We start from the raw sequence: 15343 nt of genomic DNA on the forward strand, positions 1-15343 counted from the left end.
CAATGTGTGTAAAATATAGAGAGTGGAGTGATAACCATGAGAATCGTACTTCTCTCCGGTGGATCAGGCAAGAGATTATGGCCCTTATCCAACGATACGAGATCGAAGCAGTTCCTGAAAGTACTGGAGGGCCCTGAAGGGCAGACTGAATCCATGGTTCAACGGGTATGGAGGCAACTGCAGCACACGGGATTAAGCGAACAAGCCACGATTGCAACGAGTAAGCCACAGGTGGAGATTTTACGGAGTCAACTGGGCGATGAGGTTGATCTTGTCGTAGAGCCGGAACGCAGAGATACCTTTCCCGCAATTGCCTTGGCAGCTGTGTATCTGTACTCGGTACAGGGTGTCAGTCTGAACGAAACGGTTGCTGTACTTCCCGTTGATCCATATGTGGAGGAATCCTTTTTCTATAAAGTTACGGAGCTTGAAGGAGTGTTAGCTGAGTCTGGTGCAGAGCTCGCATTAATCGGGGTAAAACCCACGTATCCTTCAGAGAAATACGGTTATATTATTCCTGATCCCCATGAAACCGAAAAACATAACCATTACGCCAAAGTATCACGTTTTCAAGAAAAACCCTGTGAGACTGAAGCGGCAGAGATGATAGAACAATCTGCCCTTTGGAATTGCGGGGTTTTTGCATTCAAGCTGAACTATCTGATTAATCTGCTGATCTCACTTGAACTGCCAATTCAGTATGAAGAGATGCTCAAACAATACGGAAGATTACAGAAAATCAGCTTTGATTACCAGGTCGTAGAGAAAGCCAGTCATATTGTGGTTACACCTTATGATGGATATTGGAAAGATCTCGGCACATGGAATACGCTGACGGACGAGATGAGTACCCATATTGTGGGCAAAGGTGTAATGACGAACAGCTCGGTGAACACACATCTGATCAATGAGTTGAATATTCCGGTGTGTGTGTTGGGGGTTTCCAATCTTATCGTTGCGACCAGTCCAGATGGAATTCTGGTCAGTGAGAAAGAGGCAAGTCCACAGATTAAAGAGATTCTTAAGGATGATACCCAACGCCCTATGTATGAGGAACGCCGCTGGGGTTGTTATAAAGTGCTTGATTACACGCGTAATGCCAGAGGAGAAGAGGTATTAACCAAACGGATTATCGTTGGGGCAGATAAGAATTTTTCTTATCAATACCATCTCAAACGAAATGAAGTATGGACAGTTGTTTCGGGTCAAGGCGAATTGATTCTAGATGGTGAACTGAGATTGCTTAATCAAGGGGATGTTATTTCGATTCTGGCAGGTAGTAAACACAGTGTAAAAGCCGTTACCGAACTTGAAATCATTGAAGTTCAGATGGGCAGTGAGCTGGTGGAAGAGGATATCGTGCGAATAGAGATGGAATGGGCAGATATTATCCAAAATTGCGTGAATTGGGGGAAAACAAGATGAATATCGCGGTGATTGGAACAGGGTATGTAGGTCTTGTATCAGGAGTATGCTTTTCGGAGATCGGCAACCAAGTCATCTGTGTGGACAACAATGAGGCCAAAGTGGAGATGCTCAACGAGGGCAACGTTCCTATCTATGAGCCAGGCCTCAAAGAGTTGATGGCTTCCAACATGAAAGCAGGCAAACTATCGTTCACCTCCAATATTGCTGAAGCGATTAGCCAGTCGGATATTATCTTTATCGCTGTAGGCACGCCTTCTCTTCCGAGCGGCGAAGCCAACCTGAGCTATGTGGAGCAGGTAGCTATAGAGATTGGAAGTCACATTGAAAGCTACAAAATTATCGTGACCAAAAGCACCGTTCCTGTTGGCACCAATGATCGTATTCGCGAGCTGATTAGCAGTATTTCATCTCAGCCTTTCGATGTGGCTTCTGTTCCCGAGTTCCTCCGCGAAGGATCTGCGGTTAATGATACGCTGAATCCTGACCGGATTGTCATTGGAACAAACAGTGATCGCGCGATTAAATCACTAAAAAAGCTTCATCGGCCATTGACCGAGAACTTGATCATTACAGATATTCGATCAGCCGAAATGATTAAATATGCTTCCAATGCATTTCTCGCAACCAAAATCTCATTCATTAATGAAATCTCGAATATATGCGAAAAAGTAGGAGCCGACGTTACACGAGTAGCCGAAGGCATGGGTTACGATAAGCGTATTGGGGCTTCCTTTTTGAAGGCAGGTATTGGTTATGGAGGTTCATGCTTTCCGAAAGATACACAGGCGTTAATTCAGATCGCAGGCATGGTCGATTATGATTTCAGACTGTTAAAATCCGTTGTCCAAGTAAACCAGGATCAGCGTTTTCATATCATTCACAAACTGGAAGAGGCGTTGGGATCTTTAAAAGGAAAAACAATTGCTGTCTGGGGATTAGCGTTTAAACCGGAGACAGATGACGTGCGGGATGCCCCAGCAATCGATATCATTCAGCATCTAAGTGATGCTGGAGCAGTAATCAAGGCTTATGATCCCATCGCAACTGCAAATTTCCGTAAAGAGGTAGATGTCGCCTCCATCACGTGGGAAGAGAATCCACTTCATGCTGCTGAAGGAGCCGACGCCTTGTGCGTGTTGACTGAATGGAAGGAATTCGCTCATATCGATTTGAAAGAACTGGCCGAAATCATGAAGGATCCAATTATGATTGATGGTCGTAATTTGTATAGTGCTGAACAGGTTCAGGCATCTAATCTTCAATATTATTCTGTTGGTCGTCCGGGTTTGACGAAGCTAGAAGGGAAAACGGCAGCAATCATTTAACCGCTATTCATCATCTTGAATGTGAGTGAGGAAGAACCCATGAAAAAGTGGATGAAAGTTACCATCTGGATTGTTTCCTTTTTTGTAGTTGTTGTGTTTGGTTATGCCATATATCTCTACCAATCCGTTAAATCAACTGCTGACCAAATTTATCAGCCTCGAATTCCTGTAAAGCCCGTCTCGGTCACAGATAGCAGAGGTGGGCTACCGGTGGACATCAACAGCAAAGAGCCTTTTAACGCACTGATTTTGGGCGTGGATGAACGCCCGAATGATCGAGGGCGCTCGGATACGATAATCGTATTGAGTGTGAACCCCGGGAAAAAACAAGTGCTCATGTTTAATATTCCGAGGGATACACGGACAGACATTGTGGGACACAATACTGTAGATAAGATCAATCATGCTTATGCCTTCGGAGGCGTGGACATGTCGGTAAGTACCGTCGAGCAATTTTTGGGAGTCCCCATTCATTATTATATGAAAGTGGATATGGAGGGCTTTGCCAAAATCATTGACCTGGTCGGTGGCGTGGACGTAAACAATCCTTTTGCATTTGATTATGAGGGCCAGCGTTACGATCAAGGGAATATTCATTTAGATGGTGTTGCTGCGCTCGGTTTTTCAAGAATGCGCTATGATGACCCGAAAGGGGATTTGGGGCGTAATGATCGACAGCGTGAAGTTCTGAAGCAGATGCTTAAGAATACGATGCAATTCTCCAGTGTACTTCATATCCAAAATATGCTGGATGAACTAGGTACTCATGTCAGAACAGATGTTACTTTTGATGAAATGAAGGAACTCCTCCTCGATTATCGTAATGATCTGGAGAATGTAGATACGGTGGAGATTAAGGGTAAAGGCGAGAAAATCAATGGGATTTATTATTACATCGTGGATCAGCAGGAAAGGGATCGCATTCACGGAATAATTGAAGAACATTTGGAGAAATAAACAGAAATAATGAAAGGCTTATGAAAGTGGTGAGAACCTTGCTTATGGAGGAGGATTACGGGAAAAGAAGACATAAGCATAGACGTAAACAACGACCTTATGTTTATATATTGTCCCTGCTGCTGATTGTGGCCTGGGTTCTGGTGATTTGGCACTTTTCGACCCAATCATATCAGCAGCAGACCATTCAGCCTTGGCTGCATAAATGGTCTGAAAAGGTAAAGATCGGATTTACACTACCCGATGTGCAATTCACATACGGTGAGCTTGATTATTCCTTAAGACAACGACCGTATGATTTTGTTGAGTTCATATTTCGGAAGAGTGCACATTTATTTGTATATGCTGTGCTGGCGGTGCTTATCTATGGCGGGCTGAGATATAGGAATATGCGGATGTTCACTTGTATCGCTGCTGCCCTGGCCGTAGTAGCGGTTATCGCCTCCATTGATGAATATATTCAACAGTTCAGCCCTAACCGGACAAGTTCAATCCGTGATGTCGGCGTGGATCTGCTTGGCGGATGTGGCGGAATTGCCTTATATATAGGGGTTAATGCCGTTTTCAGAAGATTTAGGTCTCCAAGGCGATCGTCAGTCAAAAGAAAGTGATTTCCCAGGAAATGCTGCTCGCTAGTTCCCGCTTCTACTTGCTTGCCATCCATCATAAGTATGGAAGTAGGACAAGGAGGACGGGGCATGCTGCGAAGAAGGAACCGGAATGCGTTACTTAAAAAGATCGGATTCATAGCACTTGTGGTGCTGCTGTTGTGGCTCATAGTCAGAACCATCCCATATCTGTTTCGTGCAGATGCACCAGATGAAGCTGCTGCGATTGCCCAAGAGTTTTACAAATATGAGCAGACGGGTGATTTCGGCAGTTCATGGGAGTTGTTTCATCCATTGATGAAAGAGCGCTTTCCCAAAAGCGCCTATTTACAGTCCAGAGCGCATATTTTCATGCAGCATTTTGGAGTCGAAACCTTTGATCTGGAGATGGGAAAACCGGAGCGGGAGTTTGACGTTGCGGTAATTGATGGCGTTAAGCCATTTGCAGAGGCGTATCGCATTGGTGTTACCCAGAAGTTTACGGGAACCTTTGGTCAATTTAAAATTGTGCAGAATTGTTATATCGTAAAGGATGGGGACGATTGGACATTGCTTTGGTATTATCCGAAGAATGGAGATACCGAGACTGATCATGACAAAAGCGAATGATAGTATTAACCCATACTATGTACCGAATTGTATCATTTGTACTTGAAAAGGCTCTATGAATGCGAGACTTTAGTCGCATTTATAGAGCTTTTTTTGTATTTCATTTCTTTTTAATCCTGTAAGGGGTTGACATTAGTCCCGGTGTCAAGTAAATTACGAGTTAGATACAAATTGTATCAAATTTCAGCGTCTAACGACAAATAACAGGGACTTCAATGCTCCTTGTGAGGGGAAGGAATATCATTGATCGAAACGGACCGCTTTTACTGTGTCAGTTGTGGGATGATTGTGTCGGTCGCTAGGGGCTCTGTCGAACTAAAGGAAGAGGACTGTGGAGGCAATCACGTATTTCGCACCGGATTTTATCGGAGTGAGATGCCGCTTGGATGCTGTGAAGCGTGTGTAGTTCATACGAAACGTCAGGGGAAATCCCAGTTTGCGGGACAATATACTAAAGATTATGATACACTATCTTCATATGAGAAGCGGGCATGATGTGAGTGTCCGTTGATGAAGGAGGAAATGGAATGCAGCAGGAGCCGGTCGTCCGTCTTCAGGGCGTCAGTAAAATCATCTCCTCCCGATCATTGGTCAGTGACCTGACTCTGGATATTTCTCCGGGGCAGGTTTTTGGTTTTTTAGGACCCAATGGGGCGGGGAAAACAACAACGATTCGAATGATGGTAGGACTGATGTCCATCAGTCAAGGAGATATTATCATTTCGGGACACAGTGTGAAAAATGAATTCGAGCAAGCCATAGCCCAGGTTGGGGCCATTGTTGAAAATCCAGAAATGTACAAGTTTCTGACTGGATATCAGAATCTCGTTCACTTTGCCCGGATGTCACCTGGTATTACGAAAGAACGCATTGCCGAGACGATTGAACGTGTTGGGCTTACAGCCCGAATTCATGACAAGGTAAAGACCTATTCTCTGGGTATGCGCCAGCGTTTGGGCGTGGCCCAAGCCATATTACATAAACCAAAGTTATTGGTATTGGATGAACCCACCAACGGACTTGATCCGCAGGGAATACGGGAACTTAGGGATTATTTGCGCCAGCTCTGTCAGGAGGAAGGGATCACAGTCTTTGTATCCAGCCACTTGCTGTCCGAGATGGAATTGATGTGTGATACCGTTGCGATTATCCAAAATGGCAAATTGATTGATGTAAGAAATCTAAAAGCTGAGGCAGGAGTGGACGTACTTACTGAAGTTGCTTTTGAAGTAAATGATGCATCACGTGCAGCCGAACGAATTAGCGAAGCTACAGTTCAGGGCAATGCCATTGTGGTTCGTTTATCTCGTGAGCAGATTCCGGACTTGAATGCGAGGCTGGTCAGTGAAGGGTTCCAGGTATATGGTATCCGTAACGTAACCCATACGCTGGAAGATCAATTTTTGCAGGTGACTGGGGGCGGAAGCATTGAGTAGCTTTTGGAACTTGGTTCTGAATGAGAATATGAAAATTTACCGTAGATCGCTCACTTGGACATTTCTCTCCATTCTTGCGATTTTCTCGTTATTATTACCAGTTTTGTTTAGACAGGGTATGGGATCGACTGGGATTTCAATCTGGGAGTCAGCCTCAACAACAGTGGGTATTGTTTTTGTATTTCTTAATAGTATTTTCTGTGTTGTCATTACAACTGAAGTGGTAGCAGGAGAGTTCACTTGGGGAACGATTAAGCTGCTGCTCATCCGGCCGTGGTCACGAAGCAAAATTCTGGCCTCCAAATATGTGGCAGTGATTGGTTTCAGTCTCTTAAGCACACTGCTCATTATCATTCTGGCGACGGGAATGTCGTACATCCTGTTTTCACAATCAGTGCCGTACGACCAGGGTGATAGTGTTAATACTGCTGGGCACGTTATTGCATCATGGGGATTTTCCTACGTTGATCTTTTTATTACTATTGCAATTGCCTTTATGCTCGCCATTGTGTTTCGATCAGGAGGATTGTCCATCGGGATATCTCTATTTATTATAATTACAAGGAATCCGTTGTCTTTGATTTTCAATCCGAACCGTTATGAATGGACGAAGTATGTCCTGTTTACTAATATGGATCTTGGAAAATACATGGACTCTGCAACAGGATCGGGACTAATTACAGAAGCCAATGGAGGCATGACACTTGGCTTTTCTATTGCTGTGCTAGCTGTATATTATGTCATTTTCATGTTGATCTCATGGGTTGTATTCAATAAAAGAGATGTGGCAGGCTAATCGCCTGCTTCTTTTTTTTGCCCATTTTCTCCTTCAGGATGGAAAAGAGAGTATAATCAGCATCCGCTGTGGCATGACTAGCATTTAAGGGTACATATAATAATACATGAGAGTACGGCTTGGAATGGAACACGCTGATCAAGCTGTATTAAGTTGCAATACATACATATTATCGCCGCAGTCGTATTTGGCAGAGCAGCGTATGGAGGGATCACGTTTCTTGATAAACAACAAGTTTTACCGTATATGCACAGCAATTATTTTGCTGCTGCTCATCGTGTATTTGGGGGATAAAGTCAACTTTATTTTCAGCCCCCTGACCTCGATGATTCACATCATCATCATTCCGCTGCTGATTGCTGGTTTCTTCTATTATCTGCTGCGTCCGCTTGTCGACTATATGGAACGGCACAAAATGAAGCGTGCACTGTCAGTTCTTATTATTTACGTGGTGATTGCGCTGATTATGGCAGGATTCAGTGTGCTTGTATGGCCTTCACTGCGTGAACAACTGTTGAATTTTGTGGAGAATGCCCCGGTACTGGTTACTTCGCTCAGTGATCAGTTGGCTGAATTCGAAAAGAGCGGATTCCTTTCAAAATATATACCTGAGGATTCCGATCTGTTCTCACGTTTCTCTGATTTTCTAAGTCAAGGAATTGCCCAGGTAACGGATTACGTATCCGGATTGTTCTCGGTCGTATCCAACCTGGTTATCATTCTGGCGACGTTCCCGATTATGCTGTATTACATGCTCAAGGAGGGCAGCAAATTTGGAACCAATCTTACACTGTTGCTCCCGAGACGTTACCGTAAAGATGGAGAAGAGACGGTCCATGAAATTGACGAAGCCTTAAGCAGCTACATTGTAGGTCGTGTCATTGTCAATGTAGCCTTGGGCATCCTGATGTATATTGGTTTTCTCTTTCTCGGTTTGCCATATGCGTTACTCCTGACGGCCGTATCCATTATTCTGAATTTCATTCCTTATGTAGGGGCCTTACTGGCAGCCATTCCTGTCGTTATTGTGGGGTTCATAGAATCACCTTCAATGGCGATCTGGTCGCTTGTCATCATTGTCATCGCCCAGCAAATTCAGGACAATCTGATCTCTCCTTATGTCTATGGCAAACAGTTGGACATTCATCCGTTGACTACCGTCATCTTACTGCTTGTAGGTGCAGATCTGGGGAATATTCTTGGGATGATTATCGTTATTCCGCTGTATATGATTCTGAAAATTATAGTTCGCAAAATCCATTATCGGATTGTCGAAGATAAGACTGAACTTTGAATGTAATTTGAAATACAACTCTGTCATGTGTCACCACTAATGTTTGCTCTTGAAACACATGGATAAGCCGCATATCAATGGTGAAGGGTCAAGTAACTTGCCCTCGTGATTGATATGCGGCTTTTTTTCATTCTTATTGCTCAACCATGTTATATCTGTTATACTTGATATATAACAGATAACGAAAAAGAAGGTGGACCCTTGATTATTCAACTGGATATGCAATCCGAACTTCCCATCTATTCGCAACTGGTTTATCAAATTATCGAAGGTATTGCTAGTGGTGAGTTACAGCTAGGTGAGGCGTTACCTTCGGTTCGGAATTTGGCCGCAGATATTGGCGTTAACCTTCATACGGTCAACAAGGCTTATACACTACTCAAGCAAGATGGATACATTCTAATTCATAGACAAAAGGGAGTCGTAGTGAACCCTGATGGAATGCCTGATTTAACGGATGATTTTTTGAAAAAGCAGCAGAGAGAATTAAGACCGATTATTGCTGAAGCGATATGTCGCGGCATGACCAAAGAGGAACTATCTGCGGTATTAGACCAAATTTACGATGATATAAAGATGGGTCACAACAAAGAATAAAAGAATCAAGGGAGTGTGTTATATATGCAACTGTTTAGTATATTACCTATCATCTTAATCTTTGCTCCATTAGCCTTACTTCTATCCTTTGCACCATATTTGACAAGGGAAACAATCAGCTTTGGGGTTACGGTAAGTGAATATAATTACTACACACCCATCTTACGTAAGCTCCGGAGTATGTTTGCTACAGTAAGCCTGATCGGGAACGGGATTGTTATACTTGTCTGTCTGTATTTACTACGATCTGCTAATGAAGAGTCTACCGCAATGATCACCGGTGTTTGCACAATGATATTCATTGTGTACTGGGCAGCACTAAATATGTTATTTCATTTCAAGATGAAAAAGCTAAAGGGAACACTTACAACTGTAGAAGCACCTCAACGGGTTAAAATTGATACCACCTTCCGCCAAAACAAGCTCACCTATTCCAACTATTGGTTTCTCATTCACTTTGCTATTATTGTAGCCATTGCGATCATTTCGATCGTGAATTATAAGGCACTACCTAACATCCTTCCAATAAAATATGATCTTCAGGGCAATGTCACTTCCAGTGTGCCTAAAACCTACCTTTCGGTACTGGCTATTAATCTTGTACAGCTAGGAATCATTGCACTTATGATGTTGGTGAACTGGAGTATTAAAACAAGTAAACAACAGCTTACCCCGTCTGATCCTGCCCAATTTGCTGCTAAAAATATTCAATTCCGCCGTAAATGGTCCCTATTTACGATAATAACGGGGTTACTTCTTACCATTTTATTTGCCTTCATTCAGATCAATATGTTCGTCCCTAATCTGGTCTTGTTGACAGCTGTTAGCTTCATCACCCCTGTGGTGATCGTGTTAGGCGCTGTATTGCTGTCTCTCACAGGCAGACAAGGCGGTGGGGAAATTCGGAATCATCAAGAGGATCGTGAAAGATCCAAGGAGCAGCCTGTGAATGACGATGATAATTGGAAGCTTGGTTTTATTTACTTCAATAGCAATGATCCTTCTTTTACCGTAGAAAAACGTTATGGAATAGGCTGGACGATTAACTTCGCTCGTCCATTATCTTGGGTCCTGTTGTTATTCATCATTGCTATTGTTGTTATAAGTATAGTCCTGAGCCAATAAATGCTCATATGTCTATGCATATAATAAAAATTGATTAGGGGGAGTTATTACGATGAACAATTGGAAAAAGCTATTACTTTCTCTTATTTCTGCATGTCTCATCCTGCCAGTAACATCTATCTCAGCAGCTACTGAAGAAACCGCTGATGGCAAAGCTTTAGTTCCTATTCGTGAGATTGCAGAAAAGAATGGGGCAGAGGTATCTTGGCAACAAAAGACAGGACAAATCACTATACGAAAAAATGAGCTTGCTATTGTAGTCAAGGTAGGAGAGAAACAGGCGATGGTGAATGGGCAAGTCGTATCCTTAGACAATCCTGTTCAGTTAACGAAAGGAGTTACCTTTATGGATGGTGGATTTCTTACCGAGACACTGAATGCAGCACCTGAGGATATATTCATTTCACTTATTAGTGAGGGCAATGGCAAGGAAGCTGCGAAGTATGTTCATACCTCTGTTAGCGGAGTGTTGTCACCCACGTTGTTGAGTCAGCTATGGGCAGCATTAGAAGGACAAAATGGCAAAATTACAAGTGAAGCCATAGCTAAGCATGTAGAAAATAATACAGTGCATCGCAATGTTACGTATACGTTCAAAACAGAGCTAACAAGTTTAAATATTACGGTCAGAATGAATCATAACGGACTTGTGGATGACTTGTACATTGCGGCCGCTACTCCAAATGTGCATCAAAAACCAAGCTACGACAACCCATCTGCCTACACAGAACAAGACATTACGGTTGGTCAGGGTGATTTAGCTTTGCCAGGGACATTAACTTTACCAAAGGGAGAGGGACCTTTCCCGGTTGTAATTCTGGTACACGGATCTGGGCCTATCAATCAAGATGCTGCCATTGGTGGTGCAAAGCCGTTTCGCGATATTGCGGTAGGTTTAGCTTCACAAGGAGTTGCTGTATTAAGATACGATAAGGTCACGTATGAGCATACCTATAAAGTGGCTTCACAGCCTAAATTCACATTAAAACAAGAGAGCGTAGATCAGGTAACCGATGCAGTGGAAATCCTTAAAAAGAATACACATATTGATTCTACAGCGATTTTTGTGGCTGGACATAGTCAAGGCGGGTTTGCATTACCGTTAATCATTGCTCAGGATAATCAACATGATATTGCAGGAAGTATTCTGCTTGCTGCACCAAGTAGTAGCTTTGTGGATGTGCTTACCGAGCAGCAGGACGAATTGGTAGATCGGATGAAGCAGCTTGGTTTAGACACAGAGATCATTCAAGGACAAGCTGATTTTTATAAAAATGTGGCTAAGACCGTTAAAGATCCAAAATATTCTGTAGATCATCTTCCTGAGGCGTTTCCACTTCAACCTGCTTATTGGTGGTTTGAGCAGAGAGATTATGTACCTGCAGAACTGGCTAAAACACAAAATACCCCTATGCTTATTATCCAAGGTGAAAATGATGTGCAAGTGTCTATGAATCAATTCCAAAACTGGAAATCGGCTCTTCAAGATCATTCCAATGTAACGTACAATAGCTATCCAAAGGTAAATCATCTTTTATCCAGCTATGATGGACTTTCGATTGGTCAAGAGTACGCTGAGCCATCTAATGTCTCCAAAGCCATTATCGATGATATTGCAAAGTGGGTATTAAAATCAAATTAAAAAACGGGACGGTAAGTTCCATTCTTGGTTGAGTGATAACATGGGGAAGTAACACATTCAGCCAGAAATAATAAGAAGAGCACTTACCAAAGTAGGCAAGTGCTCTTCTTATTATATATGAAGTTGTTGCTTTATTTAGCCCAATTAGGCTCTCTTCTCGTCTTCATCAGTGTAGTCGGACATGGTCAGTGGTTCTTTAGGAACAACGGCGACTTTGTAGAAGCGATTTTTGTCTTTTTCCAGCAAAACGAAGGTCAGATTCTCGAACTCATATTCTTCCTGTTCATTCATCTCTGGACGATGGCTATAAAGCCATCCCCCAATGGTATCCCATTCGTCAGCATCCAGGTTTGACGTGAACATGTCGTTAACCTTGGACAAGGACACCTTGCCATCCATAATGACATAGTTTTCATTGATGACCTGAATATCCTCGACTTCGTCTGCGTCGAACTCATCCCGGATTTCACCGACAATCTGTTCAAGCACATCCTCAATCGTTACAATCCCGGAAGTACCTCCATACTCATCGACCAGCACGGCAATATGCACGCCATCCTTCTGCATTTTTTTAAGCAGATCCTTGACTGGTGTCGTTTCGTGAACAGCGGATACCGGCTGAATGAGGGAAGAAAGATCGACAGGTTCGTCGTTTCCGTACAACTCCAGGAAAAATTGTTTGGTATTAATGATACCGATAATATCGTCTTTGCTCTCATTTACCACTGGAAAACGGGTGTATTGTTCCTGCCGGATAATATCCAGGTTTTCCTCGTTCGATCTATTGACATAAAGGCAGACCATATCAGTCCGGGGTACCATGATTTCTTTGGCAAGCATTTCATCAAAAGCAAAAATCCGGCTTACATATCCGAACTCGGCTTGGTTGATTTTGCCGCTCTCAAAGCTTTCATTGATGATAATCTGTAATTCTTCTTCGGAGTGTGCATCTTCATGCTCCGATGCAGGTTTGATTCCGAACAATTTGACCAGTTGATTCGCTGAGCTGTTTAACAGCCAGATAAAAGGATACATAATTCGGTTAAACCAGATGATAGGTGTAGACGTCAGTAGAGCAACGGCTTCGGCTTTACGGATTGCAATCGTTTTAGGTGCAAGTTCACCAACTACCACATGCAAATACGTGATGGCGACAAACGCAATAACAAACGATAAGAATGAAGAAACTGCCTCCGGCATGCTCATGCTTTCGAACACAGGATGAAGAATTTTTTCAACCGTGGGTTCTCCCAGCCAGCCCAGTCCCAGAGATGTAATCGTGATACCCAACTGACAGGCGGACAAATATCCATCCAGGTTGGCAACGGCTTGTTTAACAGCCAAGGCACGCTTGTTTCCTTCTGCAATCATTTGGTCAATCCGGCTCGGGCGAATCCTTACGAGCGCAAATTCCACCGCTACAAAAAATGCCGAAAGTCCTATCAAAAAAGCAACCAATACTAAATTTAACGCATACCTCTCACTGTCCATTAACTAGTCTTCTCCTTTAGGTAATAAGTTTTTAACGAATATTATATCTAATTTTACGTAAGAAGACCACCTTCCGATCAAGAAAAGAGGAAGAGTCTGGAAGGCCATATGATCGAAATGGCGATGGAATGCTGATCCGCAGACTGGTATGAATCATATGTAGAGGGGAACACAGTCAGAATATACAACGTCGAAGTATGGAATGAACTGGCTGAGTGCTGCTGCTGATGCGCTGTGTATGTAACATTTTATCTAAGCAAACGTTACGAACAGTGCATACATTGGGTATCTAATGATTAGCTAAAGGCTTTATCGTCAAAGCTTGTACAGTGAGAGAGAACGGCAAGGATACACCTTGCCATGAGGAGGAAGCCGAATGTTTTGGCTGGTCATTATATTGCTCGTATTTACTTTTCAGGCAGCCACCATTCTGTTGCTGGAATTCCGTAATCCGGCGAAAGCTGTGGCATGGCTTTTTATTTTATTCTGTGTACCCTTGATCGGCTTTGTTGTGTATTATTTTGTCGCCCAGGACTACAGCAAACGCAAGAAGGTCCGTAAAGGCGGTTCGCGAATCTTTCGTGAAATACGGGAGACGATCTGGGAGCAGGCTCATATTGTCGAGCATGCGGATCAGATGTCGGGCAGCCGATACAATCATCAGCATCGTTTGTTCAATCTGCTGACACACCTGTCTGAGAGCCCGATTACAGGCTGCAATCGGAGTCAAGTACTGACGAATGGTGAAGAGACATTTGAAGCCATTTTGAGGGCAATGGAACAGGCAGAGCACCATCTGCATGTTGAATTTTATATATTTCGAGATGATGTCATCAGTACAAAGTTTCAAGATGTGATGATTCGCAAGGCGAAAGAAGGCGTCAAAGTGCGTTTGATCTGCGATGGACTTGGCAGTCACAAGATGAGCTGGAGCTTTATTCGCAAGTTTCAGGACGCAGGCGTGGAGTTTCATTATTTTCTGCCACCGCTCATTGCAACGATTGACCGAAGGGTGAATTACCGGAATCACCGTAAAATTGTTGTGGTGGATGGGAGGATTGGATTTGTGGGTGGAATTAATATAGGTGATGATTATCTCGGGCAATATCCGGAGGTTGGCTTCTGGCGCGATACCCATGTACAGATTGAGGGAGATGCCGTATATTTCCTGCAAAATACGTTCTTGAACGATTGGAAGCTCGCTTCCGGCGAGCAGATTACAGAGCCTCAGCTGACAGAGCTGTTCCCGCCACATATTTGCAGTGGGGAAGAGCGGATTCAGATTCTGTCCAGCGGGCCGGATCAGGACTGGGATGCCATTCAGGAAATGTGCTTTGGGGCGATTTCCGTGGCATGTGAACGCATATACATCACAACACCCTATTTCATTCCGGATCCCGCTTTGTACGAAGCAATCAAGACGGCTGCCGTCAGTGGGGTGGATGTGAAAATCATCATTCCGTATCAATCGGATTCGCGGCTGGTGCATTTGGCTTCTATGTCCTATGTCGAAGAATTGTTGCGTGCGGGAGTGAAGTTCTATCAATATCGCAAAGGTTTTGTGCATGCCAAGGTCTTAATTGTGGATGATTTGCTTGCGACGGTAGGTACAGCCAATATGGATATGCGCAGCTTTTTCTGCAATTTTGAGTTAACCGCAGTGTTGTTCGAGACATCATCCATGGACCGGCTGACTGAGGATTTTGAACGTGATCTGAATGAATGCAGCCAGATTGACGTGAAGGTGTTTCAGCAGCGCTCACGGTGGGAAAAAGGGGCAGAAATGCTTTCTCGCATGCTTTCTCCGCTGCTTTAGCCGTTATAAGGCGGATTTCTCAAGATAAGTTCACTTTTTGTGAATTTATCTTCTTTTTGCTAACTATTTTGCTCAAATTTGATCTTTTATGATATAATGTTTATATAAATTATGTCTTGGCGAAGGAGGGGAGTCTGCGGGAAAACAGGCTCCCTTTTGCTCTCTTTTGGAAGTGTCAACCGGAATTAAGACATACTTGAATACATTTCATAGAGCCTT

Annotated in this window: 14 protein-coding genes; 13 read left to right on the forward strand and 1 reads right to left on the reverse strand. The window is 43.4% G+C overall.

Annotation, left to right across the window (positions count from 1 at the left end; genetic code table 11):
- Positions 1-36: 36 nt before the first annotated feature.
- From G3352_RS10795 to G3352_RS10850, 12 genes are all read left to right on the forward strand, one after another.
- Positions 37-1425, forward strand: coding sequence for a sugar phosphate nucleotidyltransferase (locus G3352_RS10795; RefSeq protein WP_163756359.1), 1389 nt, complete (start codon positions 37-39; stop codon positions 1423-1425).
- Entirely contained in the window at positions 1422-2753 is a 1332-nt protein-coding gene (locus G3352_RS10800) for a UDP-glucose dehydrogenase family protein (protein WP_163756361.1), read from the forward strand. The genes G3352_RS10795 and G3352_RS10800 overlap by 4 nt, the downstream gene beginning before the upstream one ends.
- Positions 2754-2792: 39 nt before the next feature.
- On the forward strand, positions 2793-3710 hold the full coding sequence (locus G3352_RS10805; protein WP_163756363.1) for an LCP family glycopolymer transferase: 918 nt from the start codon (positions 2793-2795) through the stop codon (positions 3708-3710).
- A 44-nt stretch (positions 3711-3754) separates the two neighbouring features.
- Positions 3755-4321: a VanZ family protein gene (locus G3352_RS10810; RefSeq protein WP_163756365.1), complete on the forward strand. Its 567-nt coding sequence runs from the start codon at positions 3755-3757 to the stop codon at positions 4319-4321.
- An 87-nt stretch (positions 4322-4408) separates the two neighbouring features.
- Complete coding sequence (locus G3352_RS10815) at positions 4409-4927, forward strand: hypothetical protein (protein WP_163756367.1); 519 nt, start codon at positions 4409-4411, stop codon at positions 4925-4927.
- A 243-nt stretch (positions 4928-5170) separates the two neighbouring features.
- Positions 5171-5422 (forward strand): hypothetical protein, encoded by a 252-nt coding sequence (locus tag G3352_RS10820; RefSeq protein WP_099855841.1) that lies wholly within the window; start codon positions 5171-5173, stop codon positions 5420-5422.
- 32 nt (positions 5423-5454) lie between these two features.
- Positions 5455-6363, forward strand: coding sequence for an ABC transporter ATP-binding protein (locus G3352_RS10825; RefSeq protein WP_076291510.1), 909 nt, complete (start codon positions 5455-5457; stop codon positions 6361-6363).
- Positions 6356-7159 (forward strand): ABC transporter permease, encoded by an 804-nt coding sequence (locus tag G3352_RS10830; RefSeq protein ID WP_163756369.1) that lies wholly within the window; start codon positions 6356-6358, stop codon positions 7157-7159. Before G3352_RS10825 ends, G3352_RS10830 begins: the two co-directional genes overlap by 8 nt.
- A gap of 220 nt (positions 7160-7379) precedes the next feature.
- Positions 7380-8453 carry an AI-2E family transporter gene (locus tag G3352_RS10835; protein ID WP_240343023.1) on the forward strand — a complete coding sequence of 358 codons (1074 nt, stop codon included), beginning with the start codon at positions 7380-7382 and terminating at the stop codon, positions 8451-8453.
- Between the two features lie 201 nt (positions 8454-8654).
- Entirely contained in the window at positions 8655-9050 is a 396-nt protein-coding gene (locus G3352_RS10840; protein WP_163756372.1) for a GntR family transcriptional regulator, read from the forward strand.
- 24 nt (positions 9051-9074) lie between these two features.
- A complete protein-coding gene (locus tag G3352_RS10845; RefSeq protein WP_163756374.1) occupies positions 9075-10175 on the forward strand; it encodes a DUF1648 domain-containing protein in 1101 nt (366 codons plus the stop codon).
- A gap of 52 nt (positions 10176-10227) precedes the next feature.
- Positions 10228-11817 carry an alpha/beta hydrolase family protein gene (locus G3352_RS10850; RefSeq protein WP_163756376.1) on the forward strand — a complete coding sequence of 530 codons (1590 nt, stop codon included), beginning with the start codon at positions 10228-10230 and terminating at the stop codon, positions 11815-11817.
- 144 nt (positions 11818-11961) lie between these two features.
- Here G3352_RS10850 and G3352_RS10855 read toward each other — a convergent pair whose 3' ends face one another.
- On the reverse strand, positions 11962-13308 hold the full coding sequence (locus G3352_RS10855) for a hemolysin family protein (protein ID WP_163756378.1): 1347 nt from the start codon (positions 13306-13308) through the stop codon (positions 11962-11964).
- Positions 13309-13684: 376 nt separating this feature from the next.
- Between G3352_RS10855 and cls the strand changes: the two genes are divergently transcribed.
- Positions 13685-15124 carry a cardiolipin synthase gene (cls, locus tag G3352_RS10860; RefSeq protein WP_163756380.1) on the forward strand — a complete coding sequence of 480 codons (1440 nt, stop codon included), beginning with the start codon at positions 13685-13687 and terminating at the stop codon, positions 15122-15124.
- Positions 15125-15343 lie beyond the last annotated feature (219 nt).

The organism is Paenibacillus sp. ALJ109b (genome assembly GCF_010747435.1).
GTDB lineage: Bacteria > Bacillota > Bacilli > Paenibacillales > Paenibacillaceae > Paenibacillus > Paenibacillus taichungensis.

Coding starts and splice junctions, on each gene's coding strand:
- G3352_RS10795 (WP_163756359.1), top strand. CDS start 37: ATGAGAATCGTACTTCTCTCCGGTGGATCAGGCAAGAGATTATGGCCC.
- G3352_RS10800 (WP_163756361.1), top strand. CDS start 1,422: ATGAATATCGCGGTGATTGGAACAGGGTATGTAGGTCTTGTATCAGGA.
- G3352_RS10805 (WP_163756363.1), top strand. CDS start 2,793: ATGAAAAAGTGGATGAAAGTTACCATCTGGATTGTTTCCTTTTTTGTA.
- G3352_RS10810 (WP_163756365.1), top strand. CDS start 3,755: ATGGAGGAGGATTACGGGAAAAGAAGACATAAGCATAGACGTAAACAA.
- G3352_RS10815 (WP_163756367.1), top strand. CDS start 4,409: ATGCTGCGAAGAAGGAACCGGAATGCGTTACTTAAAAAGATCGGATTC.
- G3352_RS10825 (WP_076291510.1), top strand. CDS start 5,455: ATGCAGCAGGAGCCGGTCGTCCGTCTTCAGGGCGTCAGTAAAATCATC.
- G3352_RS10845 (WP_163756374.1), top strand. CDS start 9,075: ATGCAACTGTTTAGTATATTACCTATCATCTTAATCTTTGCTCCATTA.
- G3352_RS10850 (WP_163756376.1), top strand. CDS start 10,228: ATGAACAATTGGAAAAAGCTATTACTTTCTCTTATTTCTGCATGTCTC.
- G3352_RS10855 (WP_163756378.1), bottom strand. CDS start 13,308: ATGGACAGTGAGAGGTATGCGTTAAATTTAGTATTGGTTGCTTTTTTG.
- cls (WP_163756380.1), top strand. CDS start 13,685: ATGTTTTGGCTGGTCATTATATTGCTCGTATTTACTTTTCAGGCAGCC.